Origin of the sequence: Nocardia sp. NPDC059180, from assembly GCF_042754945.1 — a bacterium.
GTDB lineage: Bacteria > Actinomycetota > Actinomycetes > Mycobacteriales > Mycobacteriaceae > Nocardia.
Map to the genome: position 1 here is coordinate 450,379 of NZ_JBHZBU010000004.1, position 14,299 is coordinate 464,677.

Below are 14,299 nucleotides of genomic sequence, written 5' to 3' on the forward strand. Positions count from 1 at the left end.
TCAACGCTCACAAGCCTGGAGGGAGACAGTTCCGGATGTGTGGCGCATGATCGAGGGCGTGATCGACCTATCCGAGCCGACCGTTCCAACCCCACCGCCGAGTCCATCGGCCATGCGCCGGGCTCTGCGCCGGGCGCGCGACGGAGTGACCCTGAACGTCGACGAGGCCGCGGTGTTGCTGCACGCGACCGGGGATGACCTGGCCGATCTATGTCGCAGCGCGGCCAGGGTGCGCGATGCGGGCCTGGAATCGGCGGGCCGCCCGAAGACCATCAGCTATTCGCGCAACGTCTTCATCCCGCTGACCCATCTGTGCCGGGACAAATGCCACTACTGCACCTTCGTGACCGTGCCGGGCAAGCTGCGCGCCGAAGGCCGCGGCATGTTCCTGGAACCGGACGAGGTGCTCGATATCGCGCGCCGCGGTGCCGCCCTCGGCTGCAAAGAGGCACTGTTCACCCTCGGCGACCGGCCGGAGGACCGCTGGCCGGAGGCCGCGCAGTGGCTCGATGAGCGCGGCTACGATTCGACCCTCGACTATCTGCGCGCGGTTTCGATCCTGGTGCTCGAGGAGACCGGTCTGCTGCCGCATCTGAACCCCGGTGTCATGAGCTGGGAGGAGATCTCCCGGCTCAAGCCGGTCGCCCAGTCCATGGGCATGATGCTGGAAACGACCGCGACCAGGCTGTTCACCGAGAAGGGCAACTGCCACTACGGCAGTCCGGACAAGGATCCGGCGGTGCGGCTGCGCGCCATCACCGACGCCGGACGACTCTCGGTGCCCTACACCACCGGCATCCTGGTCGGCATCGGCGAGACCATGGCCGAGCGGGCCGAGTCGATCATGGCGATCCGCAAGCAGCACAAGGCGTTCGGGCACATCCAGGAAGTGATCGTGCAGAACTTCCGCGCCAAGGACGACACCGCCATGCGTGACGCCCCCGACGCGAATATCGACGAATTCCTGGCCACCATCGCGGTGACCAGACTGATGTTGGGCCCCGATGTCCCGGTGCAGGCACCGCCGAACCTGGTCTCGCAGGCCGAATGCACGGCACTGCTGAACGCGGGCATCGACGACTGGGGCGGGGTGTCGCCGGTGACGCCGGACCACGTCAACCCCGAGCGGCCGTGGCCCAACCTCGACACCCTCGCGGAGCTGACCGCCGCCGCAGGCTTCGAGCTGATCGAACGCACCTCCGCGCACCCGAAGTACGTGCTCGCGGGCAATCCGTGGGTGGATCCGCGCATCGGTGCGCACGTGGCGGCACTCACCGATCCGGAGACCGGGCTGGCCAAGCCCGACACGATTCCGGTCGGCCTGCCGTGGCAGGAGCCCGACGAATCCTGGGACTCGGCGGGCCGCGTCGACCTCAATACCGCGATCGATACCGACGGCCGCAATACCGATACCCGCAGCGACCTCAACAGCGCCTTCGGCGACTGGGACACCGTGCGCGAACAGGCGCGCGATCTGGCCGCGGTCCCCGAACGGCTCGACGCCGACGTGCTCGACGCCCTGCGCGCGGCCGAACGCGATCCGGCGGGTCTGTCCGACGCCCAGTACCTGGCGTTGGCCACCGCCGAGGGCGCCGACCTGGAAGCGGTCGCAATACTGGCCGACGGCCTGCGTCGCGAGGTATCCGGCGACGAGGTCACCTACGTGGTGAACAGGAACATCAACTTCACCAATATCTGCTACACCGGCTGCCGGTTCTGTGCGTTCGCCCAGCGCAAGGGCGATGCCGACGCGTTCACCCTCAGCACCGGTGAGGTCGCCGACCGGGCCTGGGAAGCGCACGTCGACGGCGCCACCGAGGTGTGCATGCAGGGCGGGATCGACCCCGATCTGCCGGTCACCGGGTACGCGGATCTGGTGCGGGCGGTGAAGGCGCGGGTGCCGTCGATGCATGTGCACGCGTTCAGTCCGATGGAGATCGTCAACGGTGCCTCGCGCGGCGGGCAGAGCGTGCGCGACTGGCTGGTGGCGTTGAAAGAGGCCGGGCTCGACACCATCCCTGGCACGGCCGCGGAAATCCTCGACGACGAGGTGCGCTGGGTGCTGACCAAGGGCAAACTGCCCGCCTCGGCCTGGATCGAGGTCATCACCACCGCACACGAGGTGGGGATCCGCTCCAGCTCCACCATGATGTACGGGCACGTGGACAACCCGACGCATTGGGTCGGGCACCTGCGTGTGCTGCGCGATATCCAGGACCGCACCGGTGGTTTCACCGAATTCGTGCCGCTGCCGTTCGTGCATCAGAGCGCCCCGCTGTACCTGGCGGGGGCGGCGCGTCCGGGACCGACCAACCGTGACAACCGCGCCGTGCACGCGCTGGCCCGCATCATGTTGCACGGGCGCATCGACAATATCCAGACCAGCTGGGTGAAATTGGGTACCACCGGCACCAGGGTGATGCTGCAAAGCGGAGCCAATGATCTCGGTGGCACGCTGATGGAGGAGACCATCTCCCGGATGGCGGGCTCACAGCACGGGTCGGCCAAGACCGTGGCCGAACTCACCGAGATCGCTTCCGGCATCGGTCGTCCGGTGCGGGAACGCACCACCACCTACGGCGTTCCCGCGGGTCGCGGGCCCGTCGCGGGACTCGAACTATCCATCCACTGAAGCCACGCCCGAAGTTAGGGCAGGCTGACCGAGGGTAACGTGTGAGGCGCCAGGGATACTTGTGCCGGGCGCAGTACCCCCGAGGTGAGGACAGACTAGGAGAACGGCAGTGCCGTACATCATCGCTGAACCGTGCGTTGACGTGAAGGACAAGGCGTGCATCGAGGAATGCCCCGTGGATTGCATCTACGAGGGTGGCCGCATGCTCTACATCCAACCCGACGAGTGCGTGGACTGTGGTGCGTGTGAGCCGGTATGCCCCGTCGAGGCGATCTTCTACGAGGACGACACCCCGGATCAGTGGAGCGGCTACATCAACGCCAATGTCGACTTCTTCGATGAGCTGGGTTCGCCCGGCGGCGCCACGAAGGTCGGCAAGGTCGACTTCGATCCGCCGTTCATCAAGGAACTGCCGCCCATGGCGTCTGAGTGAGCGCTGGGTTGTCGACTACCGGTAACGCGGCAGCACGCGTGCGGGTCAGCTCGCTGCTGCCGGATTTCCCCTGGGACACCATCGCAGGCGCGAAGGCCAAGGCCGCGGCACATCCCGGTGGGATCGTCGATCTGTCGGTCGGTACGCCGGTCGATCCGGTCGACCCGCTGATCCGCGCCGCACTGAACTCGGTCGCGGAGGTTCCCGGATATCCGACCACGCACGGCACCGCCGCACTGCGTGAGGCGGCGGTCGGTGCGCTGCGTCGCCGGTATGGGATCACCGGGATCGACCAGGCGGCGGTGCTGCCGGTCATCGGTACCAAGGAACTGATCGCCGGGCTGCCCCGCTTGCTCGGGCTCGGTGCCGCCGATCTGGTGGTCATCCCCGAAGTCGCTTATCCCACCTACGAGGTGGGCGCGCTGCTGGCGGGCACCAGGATCGCGCGCGCGGACGGGCTGACCCAGCTGGGTCCGCAGTCGCCCGCGCTGATCTATCTCAACTCGCCGTCGAACCCGACCGGCAAGGTGCTCGGTGTCGAACATCTGCGCAAGGTCGTCGCGTTCGCCCGTGAGCGCGGGGCCATCGTCGCCTCCGACGAGTGCTACCTGGGTTTGAGCTGGGAAGGCCGGGCCGTGTCGGTGCTCGACCCCGAGGTCTGCGACGGCGACCACACCGGTCTGCTCGCGGTGCATTCGCTGTCGAAGACGTCGAATCTGGCCAGCTACCGCGCGGGCTTCGTCACCGGTGATCCGGAACTGGTCGCCGAACTGCTGGAGGTGCGCAAGCACTCCGGCATGATGGTGCCGTTCCCGATCCAGGCGGCGATGACCGCGGCACTCGGCGACGACGCGCATGAGAACCAGCAGCGCGAGCGTTACCGCGCCCGCCGCGAAACTCTGCGCACGGCTCTGCGGGCCGCCGGTTTCCAGATCGACCATTCCGAGGCGGGCCTGTACCTGTGGTCCACCCGCGGTGAACCCTGCCGCACCACCCTCGACTGGCTCGCCGACCGCGGCATCCTCGCCGCTCCCGGCGATTTCTACGGGCCTGCCGGTGCCAAGCACGTGCGGATCGCGTTGACGGCCACCGACGAGCGGATCGCGGAAGCAGCGACCCGGCTCGCCTGAACGATGCAGACCACGACGTCGCGGGTCAACGCACCTGGATGTGGAGCCGGTAGGACGCGTTGCCGCGGGTAGCGCCGACCACGATCCGGTAATCACCGGTTTCGGGAAGCGCGGCGGCCATGTCGATGCGGGCGCCGCTGGGGGCGTAGATATCGAAGACCGCGTTGTCTTCGGCCGAGACGATGGAGACCCGCATGGCCTGCCCGGCCTGCGCATTCACCAGGTGGGTGTTGGTGGTTGTGCGGATCAACCCACCCTCGACGGTGGTTTCGTCGGCGCCCGGTGCGAATTCGACCCGGTAGGTCTGCGAGGCGGGCGCGGGTTGCGCGGCGGCCGCAGGTCCGAACAGGACCGCGAAGGCCGACAGAGCGACGAGCGCGAACAGCATGATCGGCGAGGTGCGCCGCGAGTAACCGGACATGGGCGTCAGTGTCCGGACTCGTGCTGAAGAAAACCTTGCGATTCACCTTCGGTGCAGGTGGGCGTGGTTTCTGCGCTGCGGCGCGTGCCGGAGTTAGCCTTGGTTATGGACGCTGTCACGGTTGTCCCTGCCCCTGAAAACGAACCGGTGCACACCTACGCGCCGGGCAGTCCCGAGCGGGAGCGGCTGGCGAGCAAGCTGGCCGCGATCTCCGCCGAGACAGTCGAGATACCGCTGGTCATCGGTGGTAAACACCGGCCAGGAATCGGCGCCCGGCACGAGATCGTCGCACCGCACCGGCATCGGCAGGTCTTGGGCACCTACACCGATATCACCCACGGCGAGGCCGGCGATGCTATCGACGCCGCCATCGCCGCCGCGCCCGGCTGGCGCGCGCTGCCCTTCGACGAACGCGCGGCAGTACTGCTGCGTGCGGCCGACCTGCTGTCGGGGCCGTGGCGGGAGACGGTGGCCGCGGCGACCATGCTCGGCCAGTCGAAATCGGTGCAGCAGGCCGAGATCGACGCCCCGTGCGAGCTGATCGACTTCTGGCGGTTCAACGTCGCCTTCGCCCGTGAAATCCTCGAGCAGCAACCGCACTCGAGCGCGGGCGTATGGAACCGGATGGACTACCGGCCGCTCGAAGGGTTCGTCTACGCGATCACTCCGTTCAATTTCACCGCCATTGCGGGCAACCTGCCGACCGCGCCTGCCCTCATGGGCAACACGGTGGTGTGGAAGCCTTCGCCCACCCAGACCCTGGCCGCGTATTACACGATGCGGCTGCTGGAGGCGGCCGGACTGCCGCCAGGTGTGATCAATATGGTCACCGGTGACGGTGTGGAGCTGTCGGAGGTGGCGCTGTCCGATCCCCGGCTGGCGGGTATCCACTTCACCGGGTCCACCAAGACCTTCCAGTACCTGTGGCGCCAGGTAGGCACGAATATCGGTAGCTACCGCGGCTATCCGCGCCTGGTCGGGGAGACCGGTGGCAAGGATTTCATCGTCGCGCATGCCTCCGCGGAGCCGGCCGCACTGACCACCGCCCTGGTGCGCGGCGCCTACGAATATCAGGGGCAGAAGTGTTCGGCGGCCTCCCGCGCATACTTGCCGCGCTCGCTATGGCGCGAAATGGGTGACGACTTCCTGAACCTGACCGGAAAACTCAACTACGGCGACGTCGCGGATCTGTCCAACTTCGGTGGTGCGGTGATCGACCGGCGCGCCTACGACAAGAGCGTGGCCGCCATCGAGCGCGCCAGGTCGGCGGGGCTGAGCATTCCAGTCGGCGGCACTTATGAGGACAGCGAAGGCTGGTTCGTCCGGCCGACGGTGCTGCTGTCCGACGATCCGCGCGACGAGGCCTTCACCACCGAGTATTTCGGCCCGATCCTGTCGGTGCACGTCTACGACGACGCCGAGCCGGGCGCCTACGCCACGGTGTTGTCGGAGGTGGAATCGGCGGCACCGTACGCGTTGACCGGTGCGATATTCGCCCAGGACCGGCATGCGATCGAGCAGGCGTCGGCGACATTGCGGTTCGCGGCGGGCAATTTCTACGTCAATGACAAGCCGACCGGCGCGGTCGTCGGCCAGCAGCCGTTCGGTGGTGCACGCTCGTCCGGTACCGATGACAAGGCCGGTTCGCCGTTGAACCTGCTGCGGTGGGTCGCCCCGCGCGTGCTCAAGGAGACCTTCGTCCCACCGGTCGAGCACCGGTACCCGCATATGGGGTCGCAGGCGTGAACCCGCTGCGGCCCGCCATTCTCGCCGCGGCCGGGTCGCCGCGGATGAAGCGGCTGGTCACCGGCACACCGGTGACCGCGGATATCGTGCGGCGATTCGTGGCGGGGGAGACAAGGGCGAACCTGATCCCGGTGGCCAGGACCTTATTGGCGAGCGGGCGGGCCATCAGCGTCGACTATCTCGGCGAGAACACCACCGATCGCGCGCAGGCCGACGCGGCGGTGGCGGAATATCTGTCGCTGCTCAATGACCTGTCGGCGCTGGATGTTTCGCTCGGGCCCGCGGGTGCGGCGCCATTGGAGGTGTCGGTGAAGTTATCGGCGCTCGGTCAGACCCTGCCCGATGAAGGCCCCGCGATCGCCACCGAGAATCTGCGGACCTTGTGCACCAAGGCGGTACAGGCAGGCATCTGGGTGACCGTCGACGCCGAGGACCACACCACCACCGATGCCACCCTCGCCGCCGTCGCCGAACTCCGGGACGAATTCCCGTGGCTGGGCACCGTATTGCAGGCCTATCTGCGGCGCACCGAAGGCGACTGCCGCGACTTCGCGGGCCCTGGCTCCCGGATCCGGTTGTGCAAGGGTGCCTACCGGGAACCCGAAGAGGTGGCCTATCAGCACCGCGACGAGGTCGACGCCTCCTACCGGCGCTGCCTGGAGGTGCTGATGCGCGGCGAGGGCTATCCGATGGTCGCGTCCCACGATCCGGCGATGATCGCCGCCGCCGACTTGCTGCTCGCCGACACCGGCCGCGGCGCGGGCGACGTCGAATACCAGATGCTCTACGGCATCCGTGACGACGAACAAGACCGCATCGCCATAGCCGGAAACACCATGCGGGTGTACGTGCCCTACGGCAACCAGTGGTACGGCTATCTCATGCGCAGGCTGGCGGAACGGCCGGCGAACCTCGGGTTCTTCCTGCGAGCGCTCGCAGGCCGATAGCCGAACCGGTCACACCAGCGGCGCGCCCTTGCGCATCCGCCTGCGCAGATCCCACAGGTAGAAGTTGAGCGGGAACATCCTGGCCCGCTCGGGCAATCGGGTGACCACCACGCCGATGAGCCGCATCAGCCGGTCGAACCAGCGCTGATCGCGCGCCGACCAGCGCATGCCCATCTCCCGGCGCAGATGCCACGGCAGCACGCCGGTGACGACGAACCGCTGGAAACGTGCGAACAGCACCTGCACGATTCGCGGCATCATCTTCAGATCGATCAGATCGTTGAAGTAGTCGCGGATCACCGGGTCGATCCGGGTGGCGGCCAGGTTCGTTTCCCAGTACTCGTCGAAGGCCGCGCGGTCGGCGGGCCACATCTCCGGGCGCATCTGCAAGGTGGCGCCGAGCCGGACGCTGTGCTGGTAGAAGGCGTCGGCGGCGGCGTCGTCGATGCCGCCGCGCAGCTTGTCGAGCATGTCGGCGAAACCGTAGTACAGGCACGCGGCGACCCACAGTTGCAGGTTCGGGTCGAAAGCGTTGTATTTCACCGGGCTGGACGGCGTGGACCGAATGGTGCGATGTGAGCCGTTGACGGCCTCGCGGTAGGCGGCGCGTTCAGCTTCGCTGCCCATCATCGCCACGGCGAGATAGGTGAGGGTGGTGCGCAGCCGCTTGAGCGGATGCACCATCACCTTGCCGCTGTCGACGTCGCTCTCCAGTACCCCGTAGGCGACCGGTCGCAGGCCCAGCTGCATGATGACGTTGGCGGTGCCGCCGAGGAAGGCGGAGACACCGTCGATGTAGTCCTCGACGACGAAGTCCGCCGCAGGTGCGGGGACGGGTTCGCCGGGGGTGGCGGGCGCGACAGCGGTCATCGTTGACCTCACTTCCGGTGAGAAGGTAACGCGGAAACTTTCTCATTTGCTCACGGCGCGTGTCAATCGAGAGTGAAATTGTGCGATGCTTGGTGTGTCATTGCTTCGCCGAGTCTGCCGGAGGTACCGATATGGCCGCGCTGGCCGATCTGCTCCCGCTGGTGCGCACCCAGCGCAAGGATCAGGATCAAACCGTGTTGTCCGCGGCGCTGCTGGCGTTCCTGGACTTCGGTATCAAGCGCACCAGTATGGGCGAGGTGGCCCGGCGTGGCGGGCTCTCGCTGGCGACGCTCTACCGGCGCTTCGCGGGCAAGACCGACCTGATCCAAGCCGTCGGATTGCAGCAGACGCGCGAGTTCATCGACGGTGTCGACGCGGCCGTGCAGCGGCAGATCGAACGGGATGCCGGTGCCGAGGATCAGATCGTCGAATTGTTCGTGGCTTTCCTCGACGGGCTGCGCGGCAACAAGCTGCTCGACCGGTTGTTGCAGACCGAGCCGGAAATCGTGCTGCCCTACCTGACGGTCAAGGGTGGGCCGGTCATCGAACTCGGCCGCGACTACGTCGCCGAATTCATCACCCGGTTGCAGCGTGAGGGCAAGCTGCCCGACTACGACCCGCTGCCGCTGGCCGAGATGATCGCCAGGACCGCGCTGTCGCTGGCGCTGACGCCGCAGACGGTGATCCCGCTCGATGACGACGCGGCGGCGCGGGCGTTCGCGCGCGATCACGTGGTGGTGTCGTTCCGGATCCCGTGATCGGGAACCGCTAGACCAAACGCATGCCGAGGCGGCGGCGTATCCGCAGATCCGTCAGAAACACGTTGACCGGGAAGGTCTTCACGGCGACCGGCAGGCGAGCTTCGACCGCGCCGACGGTGCGTAGCACGCGGTCCAGCCTGCGTTCGTCCTGCTCGCTCCAGTCCATGCCCATCTGCTCACGCAGGTGCGGCGGCAGCAGGCCGGCCGTGACGAACCGGTGGAAGCGGCGCAGTGGGACCCGCACCGGCGGCGGGAACATCTTCAGATCGACGATGTCGTCGAGCATGTCCCGGACCGGGGGATCGATCGAGGTGCCCGCCAGGCTCTCGGTCCAGAACCGGTCGAACGCAGCGCGATCGGCGGGCCACAGACGCTGCGGCATCTGCAGGGTGGTGCCGAGGCGGACGGCGTGCTGGTAGAAGGCATCGGCGGTGGCGTCGTCCATCGGGCCGTGCAGGCGATCGTGCATGTCACGTCCGCCCCAGTACAAGCAGGCCGCCACCCAGAGTTGCAGGCGCGGATCGAAGGCGTTGTACTGCACCGGGCTGGATCGGTTCGAATGGACCGGGCGATGCGAGTGGTTGAGGGCCTCGCGATAGGCCGCGCGTTCCTCGTCGCTGCCCAGCACGGCCACGGCCAGGAAAGTGAGCGTGGTGCGGGTGCGTTTGATCGGATGCAGCATGATCTTGCCGCTGTCCACCGGGCTCTCCAGTACGCCGTAACCGACGGCCGGGTGGCTCAGTTGCATGATGACGTTGGCGGCCGCGCCGAATAATGCGGCGGATCCGTCGATATGCCGTCGGATATCGAATTCGCCGGTGCGTGACCGGGTGGTCGCGCGCGAAGTACTGGTCATCGTCGACCCCATCTCGCCGCTGAGAAGGTTATGCAACTACTTTCTCACCGCGTCATCGGGAGTGTCAACGGTGCGCTGCCGATCGCGCGCTGTCCGAGTGGCGGCGCTCCCCGCGCCCTGCGTGATGACGCCCCGCTGCCTCCTCCGGGCCGTCGCTCGCGCCACGGTAGCGTGGGCGGATGTCGTACGGTCCGCCGCTGCTGCTGCGCTCACTGGATCCGCTCGCCGTCGCCGCGGGCGCAGATATCCCCGATGCCGTCACCATCGACGGTGTGACCTTGTCGCGCAGTGATCTGCTCGGTGCCGCCACGTCGGTGGCCGAGCGGATCGCCCGCGCGGATCGGGTAGCGGTGCTGGCGAAGCCGACCGCGACCACGGTCCTCGCTGTCATCGGCTGCCTGATCGCCGGTGTGACGGTAGTGCCGGTTCCGCCGGACGCCGGGCCCGTCGAATCCGCCCATATCCTGGCCGATTCCGGTGCGCAGGCCTGGCTGGGTGAGGCGCCGGAAGGCACCGAACTCCCGGTCGTCCCGGTCCGGATGCACGCCAGGTCGTGGCATTCGTATCCCGAACCCGGTCCGGAGACAACGGCATTCGTGCTCTACACCTCGGGCACCACCGGCCTGCCGAAGGGCGTGGTACTCAGTCGCGGCGCTATCGCCGCCGGACTGGACGCGCTCGCCGACGCGTGGTCGTGGACCGCGGCCGACGTTCTGGTGCACGGGCTTCCGCTGTTCCACGTGCACGGCCTGATCCTCGGCGTGCTCGGCGCATTGCGGGTCGGCAGCCCGCTGATCCACACCGGCAAGCCGACACCCGAGGCCTACGCCGCCGCCCCCGGTACGCTGTACTTCGGTGTGCCGACGGTGTGGTCGCGTATCGCCGAGGACCCCGACGCCGCCAAGCAATTGGCCGACGCCCGCCTGCTCGTCTCCGGCAGCGCGCCACTGCCCGTCCCGGTGTTCGAGCGCCTCGCCGAACTCACCGGCCACGCACCGGTCGAGCGTTACGGCATGAGCGAAACCATGATCACCCTGTCCACCCGTGCCGATGGCGAACGCCGCCCCGGCTGGGTCGGCATACCCGTGCGCGGAGTGGAAACCCGTCTGCGCGACGAATCCGGCGCACCCGTCCCGCACGACGGTGAAAGCATCGGCGGACTCCAGGTCCGCGGACCCATGCTCTTCGGCGGCTATCTGAACCGCCCCGAGGCAACGGCCGAATGCTGGACCGACGACGGCTGGCTCCGCACCGGCGATGTCGCCGTCATCGACGCCGACGGCTTCCACCGCATCGTCGGCCGCGAATCGGTCGACCTCATCAAATCCGGCGGCTTCCGTATCGGCGCGGGCGAAGTGGAAACCACCCTCCTCGGCCACCCCGCTATCGCCGAAGCAGCCGTCGTCGGCCTCCCCGATCCCGACCTCGGCCAGCGCATCGTCGCGTTCGTGGTGGTGCGCGCCGGGGCGGCGCCTGCCGAATCGGAACTGATCGACCACGTGGCGAAGCAACTATCGGCGCACAAGCGCCCGCGCGAGGTGCGGATAGTCGAATCGCTGCCCAGAAACGCCATGGGGAAGGTGCAGAAGAAGCTCCTCGCCTGAGCGATCCCGGGCAGTGCCACGATGTCCGGCGTGGTCCGAGCCGGCGGTGTAGCTCGCCTACTGCGTGTTGACCAGCAGCGCGTACTGGGCTGCGGCCTGTTGGCGGACGTCGGTGGGGTCGTCGCCGGTGACGAAGGCGGCGTAGCGGCGGTAGGTGATGTAGCAGCGGGATGTCGCGGGTTTGTCGGTGGTGGCGGAGCGTTCGGCGCAGCGGGCGTCGGGGACGTCGGCTGGTGGGTCGATGGGCTGGGTGTACGGGGTCTGGCTGTCGGACCAGGCGGTGCCGAAGGCGGTGGCCGCTGAGTTGTCACGGAAACGGAAGACCGTGGTGGTGCCGGACTGGGCTACCGCGTCGACGCCGCCGCCGTCCCAGGCCGCGCGCATGTCTGGTTCGTCGGTCGGCTGGAAATGGATGACGGCGCGTCCGCTCCAGGCGGCGTAGTCGCGGGAGGAGATCGGCACCCGCTGATCGCGCGGGCCTGGGGTCAGGGCGCGGCTCAGCATCCCGTCGGGATCTCGGGGCAGGTCGGCGAACTCGTCGGGTCGGGCGGGTTCGAAGTCGTCGAGCAGGGGGAGCTGTGCGTCGAATACCTCGCGCAGGCGGGTGGTCATCGCGTCCAGATCCGGCGTCGGATGCTGTAGGAACACGCTGATGACGATCTCGTCATGGGCGAGCAGAGCGCTGACCGTCTTGATTCCTGGACGCCAATGCGCGTGTGCCCCTGAGTATCCCGGCACCGTCACCGGCCGGTTGTCTGGGTTCGCCGCGAAGTCGGTGCTCTCCAGCTCGCGGGCAGCGGTGCTCGCCCGGGCGGCATCGGGGAAGCGCATCAGCACGATCCGGGTGACGGTCGCGTCGGTCTCGGTCGGGCGGACATCGGTGGGGAACGGCTCATCGCCCTCGGCGATATCGAAAGCCACCAGGAAGCCGTGCCGCTCCAGGGTCGGCAGGTTGACGTTCGAGATGGACGAGACGTCGGCGGCCTTCTTCGGGCTATCGATCACATCGGTGCCCCAGCTGTGCACGAGGTCGTCGTCGATCTCGTGCGGTACCGCGATCGCGGCACCCATCCGCAGGCCCTCCAAGATGGGGCCGTCGGAGGGAACGTGCACACTGTCGACATCGAGCGGTTCGATCGGATAATCGCCGACGTCCAGTGTGCGCACGTCGATCTCGGCGGCAATCGGTGTACCTTCCACCGTCGAGCAGGCCGTCATCATCGCGAGCGCGCCTGCCACGGCGAGCCGGGTCAGAACGGTGCGGTGCGTACCCATTCGTCGATCACCTCCTGGTGTGTGTGGTCTTTCCAGAAGACCTGAAAGGTGATGCGGGCGCGAGGTTCATCGGCGAACTGGACCAGTACCCACGGACCTGTTGATCCATTGAACTTTCGCACGATCAACGACTGCCCATAGCGGGAACGCACCTGCTCGGTGGCGCCGGCGGGCCGGGTGGCGATATACGAGTCGACGGTTGCGGCGTCGTCGTGGGTGAGGACCTGCAGCTCCACTTTGTCGGCGTCCAAGCAGTTGAAACCGTATGTCCACACCGCATTCGGGTTCTTGGTGGCGAAACTACATTCCAGGCCGCGGAATCCGGTGCTGTCGGGACGCGTGGGCAGCAGGTCGGGGAACAGGGCGATGGTGTCGCGGCCGGCCGCCCAGGGGTCGGGGGCCGCCGAGGTGGTGTTCGTCGGCGGCACACCGACCGTCGGCGGGGCAGCGGTTGTCGTCTGCTGGGTCTGCACGCCGTCGTCGGACCGAGCGAGGACGACGGCTGTGCCCGTCACGGCGGCCGCGAGCGCCACGGTCCCCGCGACCGCGACCGGCCACCATGCCCGGCGCCGCGGCGGCGCCGCCGGCGGTGGTGCAGGTGGGGGATCGGTGAACGCCCGGCGCGCTGCCTCGACCATCTCCGCGCAGCTGCCATAACGCTGCTGCGGGTCCTTTGCCAGAGCGCGCGCGAAAACATCGTCGAGCGCGGGCGGCAGGTCGGGTCGCACCGCGCTGATCCGCGGCACCGGTTGCACCAGATGCGCGCTGATCAACGCTGCCGCGCTTTCCGCCGGATACGGTGCCTGCCCGGCGATCAGGTGAAACAGCGTGCAGCCCAGCGAATACTGGTCCGAGCGCGGATCCAGCGGTTTACCTTCCAACTGCTCCGGCGAGGCATAGCGCAGCGTGGCCAGCAGAGTCCCGGCTTGCGTCAGCGCGGTGGCCTCATCACGCGCCTTCGCGATGCCGAAGTCGGTGAGCAGCACCCGTTCCGGAGTATTCGCCGCCGGATCGGTGCGGATCAGGATGTTGGCGGGTTTCACATCGCGGTGCAGCATGCCCGCACTGTGGGCGTAGTCGAGTGCGTCGGCGGTGGCCGCGGCCACGGACAACGCACGCAACGGCGGCATCTGCCTGTTGCGCACGGCCGCCTCGGCATCGGTGCCCTCGACGTACTGCATGCTGATCCACAGCTGCGACCCTTCCCGGCCGCGATCATGGATCGTGACGATATTCGGATGATCCAGCCGCCCCGCGAGCTCGGCCTCCCGCTCGAACCGCCCCCGGAACACGGGATCCTCGGCGAACGAGGAATGCAGCAGCTTCAGCGCCACCAGCCGAGGCAGCCGCGGATGCCGAGCCGCGTACACACTCCCCATCCCACCCACACCGAGCACCCGCTCGATCCGATACCCGGCGAAGTCGGCACCGGGCCGGAGTGCGTGCATGTGGGCAACTTAACCGACCCGACCTGGGTGTTCAATCGTTTCCGGCGCCGCGACCCACGCAGATCGCCTGCTGCGCTGGGCATGTGCGGTGCGGTTGAACCGATCACCAGCCCGTATCGCCGAGGATCTGCGCGGCGCCACGGCGATCACCACGCCGGTGTCGGCTCAGCCCGTCG

The 14,299-nt window shown here is 67.8% G+C and carries 12 protein-coding genes; 7 read left to right on the top strand and 5 right to left on the bottom strand.

All coding sequences use genetic code 11. The features are described from left to right. The first annotated feature begins 46 nt into the window (after positions 1-46). The 3 genes from ACFXNW_RS16175 to dapC all read left to right on the top strand — a co-directional run bounded on the left by ACFXNW_RS16175 (position 47) and on the right by dapC (position 4,195). The gene (locus ACFXNW_RS16175) at positions 47-2,632 is read left to right on the top strand and encodes a bifunctional FO biosynthesis protein CofGH (protein ID WP_379418460.1); all 2,586 of its coding nucleotides are present in this window, start codon (positions 47-49) and stop codon (positions 2,630-2,632) included. Positions 2,633-2,741: 109 nt separating this feature from the next. Next, positions 2,742-3,065, top strand: coding sequence for a ferredoxin (gene fdxA / locus ACFXNW_RS16180; protein ID WP_163824164.1), 324 nt, complete (start codon positions 2,742-2,744; stop codon positions 3,063-3,065). A 38-nt stretch (positions 3,066-3,103) separates the two neighbouring features. Then, on the top strand, positions 3,104-4,195 hold the full coding sequence (dapC, locus tag ACFXNW_RS16185; RefSeq protein ID WP_379418666.1) for a succinyldiaminopimelate transaminase: 1,092 nt from the start codon (positions 3,104-3,106) through the stop codon (positions 4,193-4,195). A 25-nt stretch (positions 4,196-4,220) separates the two neighbouring features. On the opposite strand, the gene ACFXNW_RS16190 is transcribed toward dapC, so the two are convergent. Further along, on the bottom strand, positions 4,221-4,616 hold the full coding sequence (locus ACFXNW_RS16190) for a hypothetical protein (RefSeq protein ID WP_379418461.1): 396 nt from the start codon (positions 4,614-4,616) through the stop codon (positions 4,221-4,223). Between the two features lie 105 nt (positions 4,617-4,721). Between ACFXNW_RS16190 and pruA the strand changes: the two genes are divergently transcribed. Then, positions 4,722-6,362 carry an L-glutamate gamma-semialdehyde dehydrogenase gene (pruA, locus tag ACFXNW_RS16195; RefSeq protein ID WP_379418462.1) on the top strand — a complete coding sequence of 547 codons (1,641 nt, stop codon included), beginning with the start codon at positions 4,722-4,724 and terminating at the stop codon, positions 6,360-6,362. Between the two features lie 44 nt (positions 6,363-6,406). Beyond that, entirely contained in the window at positions 6,407-7,309 is a 903-nt protein-coding gene (locus tag ACFXNW_RS16200; protein WP_379418667.1) for a proline dehydrogenase family protein, read from the top strand. 9 nt (positions 7,310-7,318) lie between these two features. Here the strand turns inward: ACFXNW_RS16200 and ACFXNW_RS16205 are convergent, their stop codons facing one another. After that, positions 7,319-8,179, bottom strand: a complete 861-nt coding sequence (locus tag ACFXNW_RS16205; RefSeq protein WP_379418463.1) for an oxygenase MpaB family protein — start codon at positions 8,177-8,179, stop codon at positions 7,319-7,321. A 131-nt stretch (positions 8,180-8,310) separates the two neighbouring features. Between ACFXNW_RS16205 and ACFXNW_RS16210 the strand changes: the two genes are divergently transcribed. Then, a complete protein-coding gene (locus ACFXNW_RS16210) occupies positions 8,311-8,937 on the top strand; it encodes a TetR/AcrR family transcriptional regulator (protein ID WP_379418464.1) in 627 nt (208 codons plus the stop codon). Positions 8,938-8,947: 10 nt separating this feature from the next. Here the strand turns inward: ACFXNW_RS16210 and ACFXNW_RS16215 are convergent, their stop codons facing one another. After that, positions 8,948-9,796, bottom strand: coding sequence for an oxygenase MpaB family protein (locus ACFXNW_RS16215; RefSeq protein WP_379418465.1), 849 nt, complete (start codon positions 9,794-9,796; stop codon positions 8,948-8,950). A 179-nt stretch (positions 9,797-9,975) separates the two neighbouring features. Between ACFXNW_RS16215 and ACFXNW_RS16220 the strand changes: the two genes are divergently transcribed. Then, positions 9,976-11,400, top strand: a complete 1,425-nt coding sequence (locus ACFXNW_RS16220; RefSeq protein WP_379418466.1) for an acyl-CoA synthetase — start codon at positions 9,976-9,978, stop codon at positions 11,398-11,400. Between the two features lie 57 nt (positions 11,401-11,457). Here the strand turns inward: ACFXNW_RS16220 and ACFXNW_RS16225 are convergent, their stop codons facing one another. Both ACFXNW_RS16225 and ACFXNW_RS16230 read right to left on the bottom strand, forming a co-directional pair. Next, positions 11,458-12,675 carry a hypothetical protein gene (locus tag ACFXNW_RS16225; RefSeq protein WP_379418467.1) on the bottom strand — a complete coding sequence of 406 codons (1,218 nt, stop codon included), beginning with the start codon at positions 12,673-12,675 and terminating at the stop codon, positions 11,458-11,460. Then, the gene (locus ACFXNW_RS16230) at positions 12,651-14,123 is read right to left on the bottom strand and encodes a serine/threonine-protein kinase (RefSeq protein ID WP_379418468.1); all 1,473 of its coding nucleotides are present in this window, start codon (positions 14,121-14,123) and stop codon (positions 12,651-12,653) included. Before ACFXNW_RS16230 ends, ACFXNW_RS16225 begins: the two co-directional genes overlap by 25 nt. Positions 14,124-14,299 lie beyond the last annotated feature (176 nt).